Origin of the sequence: Kitasatospora sp. NPDC059088, assembly GCF_042738155.1 — a bacterium.
Taxonomy (GTDB): domain Bacteria; phylum Actinomycetota; class Actinomycetes; order Streptomycetales; family Streptomycetaceae; genus Kitasatospora.
In genome coordinates this window covers 1-2,448 of sequence record NZ_JBHYGR010000253.1, presented here as the reverse complement: position 1 = coordinate 2,448, position 2,448 = coordinate 1, and the positions used below count along the sequence as shown (strand labels likewise).

Genomic DNA, 2,448 nt, shown 5'->3' with positions numbered 1-2,448 from the left:
CCCTCTCTCTCGGTCGGGGGGGGGGGGGGGGGGGGGGGGGGCCGGGGTTTGGGCCCCGTTTGGGGGGGGGGGGGGGGGCGGTAATTCAATGTGTCCCCCCCCCCCCGCAACCGGCAGCTCCGCCGTAACGGCCGCATTACCCTCCGCACTCGCGCCGCGCCGCGTATCGTCGACTCCCTGCGCAAAGGGCCCGGAAGACCCTTCCCGGCCTCACGGGGCTCGTGGAAGGGGACGCCCGTGCGGGGTGGCTCGGTGGCCGTGGTCGGTGGCAGCATCGCCGGAAGCGCCTTCGCGGGGGCGGCGGCCCGGCTGGGCGCCGAACGGGTCGTGGTGCTGGAACGCAGCCCGGGACGGCTGGAGGACCGCGGCCTGGGGATCTGCACCCACAACGACCGCTTCGCCGAACTGGTCGACGCCGGCCACGTACCCCCGGACACCCGCCGCCACCGGCTCACCGTGCGGCGCTGGGTCACCCGGGGGCCGGCCGGCGGGACCGGCGGGGCCGGCGGACCGGACGGCCGCGGACGGCCGCTCTGGGTCCAGCCGTTCCCGTTCCACTCGCACCACTGGGCGGTGCTCTGGCAGACCCTGCGCGAGCGGACCCCGGAGGCCGTGGAGTACCGGCCGGGCACCACCGTGACCGCCGTCGGCGGCGACCGCGGCGGTGCCTGGACGGAACAGGCCGACGGCACCCGCACCCCGTACGACCTGGTGATCGGCGCGGACGGCTACCGCTCGGTGGTCCGGGCCGCAGTCTGCCCGGAGGCCGCGCCCGAGTACGCCGGTTACGTGTGCTGGCGCGGCAGTTACGACGCCGCGCTGCTGGACGACCTGCCCGGCGGGGCGGCGGCCTGGCCGGAGGAGGAGTGCGCCACCGTCTGCTACCCCGGCGGCCAGGTCGTGCTCTACCGCATCCCCGGGCTCGCCCCCGGCAGCACCCTGGTGAACTGGGTCTTCTACGCACCCACCCCGGACTGGCTGCGCCTGGACGGCCCGACGGCCGTCGCCGCCGGCGCCCTCGGCGACGAACAGCTCGACGGCATGCGGGAGTTCGCCGCACGCCAGCTGCCCCCGTACTGGGCCGCCGTGATCGCGCGGACCCCGCGCGAACGGACCCTGCTGCAGCCCGTCTACGACCTGGCGGTCCCGTACCGCACCGCCGGACGCCTGCTGATCGGCGGGGACGCGGCGACCGTCGTCCGCCCGCACAACACCAGCGGCGCGGTGAAGGCGCTGCAGGACGCCCACACCTTCGAGCTGGCCGGGCGGCGGCTCGGCGGCCGCTCCTGGGGGCCGCTGCTGGCCGCGTACGACCGGGAACGGACCCCGGCCGGGCGGGAGTTGGTGGACCTGGGCCGGTCACTGGGCCGGGCCCAGGTCACCGCGGCGCCGGACTGGTCGGTCATGGACGGAGCGGCGATGGCCGACTGGTGGCAGGGCCAGCTCAGCGGCGGCCCGGGGTTCGGCGGGCACGCGCTCGGGCGGGCCGGCTGAGCCGACCCGCCCGGGCAGGGGCCGCACCGGCCCCGAAGGCTTTCAGACGATCAGACGTTCACGCCGTAGTCGGTGGCGATGCCGCGCAGACCGGAGGCGTACCCCTGGCCGATGGCGCGGAACTTCCACTCGGCCCCGTTGCGGTACAGCTCGCCGAAGACCATCGCGGTCTCGGTCGAGGCGTCCTCGGTGAGGTCGTAGCGGGCGATCTCCTGGCCGTTGGCCTGGTTGACGACCCGGATGAAGGCGTTGCGGACCTGGCCGAAGTTCTGCAGCCGGGCGTCGGCGTCGTAGATCGACACCGGGAAGACCACCTTGGCGACGTCGGCCGGCACCCGGTCCAGGTCGATCTTGATCTGCTCGTCGTCGCCGTCGCCGCCACCGGTCAGGTTGTCGCCGCTGTGCTCGACCGAACCCTCGGGGCTGCGGAGGTTGTTGAAGAAGACGAAGTGCTGGTCCGAGACCACCTTTCCGAGCGCGTTGCAGAGCAGCGCGCTGGCGTCCAGGTCGTAGTCGGCTCCGGTGGTGGTGCGGACGTCCCAACCGAGACCCACGATCACGGCGCTCAGTCCGGGCGCCTCCTTGCTCAGCGAGACGTTGCCGCCCTTGGCCAGCGAAACTCCCACAATGCCCTCCTCGGATCTCTCCCTGCGGACGAATCTACAACACTGTAGAGATCACGAGAATCCGCCTGCAGGCGGGCCCCGCCCCGGGGATTTCTCAGGGGCCGCGGCGGGAACCGATCGCCCCCGATCCCCTCCACCCGATCCCTGCGAACTCCGAACTCCGAACCCCGATCACGGTACCGGCCGGAGCGCCGAGAGGATACGTCCGACCAAAGGGCCTGTCTCTTGGATTCTGCCGGGTCCGCGACGCCGGGGCACGCACCTCGCCGCGTTGTCGTCGGTCACCAATGCTCCGCAGTGGCTCCCTCCTCCGCCTTGCGATGCACGC

At 73.6% G+C, this 2,448-nt stretch carries 2 protein-coding genes; one reads left to right on the top strand and one right to left on the bottom strand.

What is annotated here, in order from left to right:
• The first annotated feature begins 237 nt into the window (after nucleotides 1-237).
• Nucleotides 238-1,494 carry an FAD-dependent monooxygenase gene (locus tag ACFWXO_RS44805; RefSeq protein ID WP_380532879.1) on the top strand — a complete coding sequence of 419 codons (1,257 nt, stop codon included), beginning with the start codon at nucleotides 238-240 and terminating at the stop codon, nucleotides 1,492-1,494.
• A 50-nt stretch (nucleotides 1,495-1,544) separates the two neighbouring features.
• On the opposite strand, the gene ACFWXO_RS44800 is transcribed toward ACFWXO_RS44805, so the two are convergent.
• Nucleotides 1,545-2,120, bottom strand: coding sequence for a TerD family protein (locus ACFWXO_RS44800; RefSeq protein ID WP_375894205.1), 576 nt, complete (start codon nucleotides 2,118-2,120; stop codon nucleotides 1,545-1,547).
• Nucleotides 2,121-2,448 lie beyond the last annotated feature (328 nt).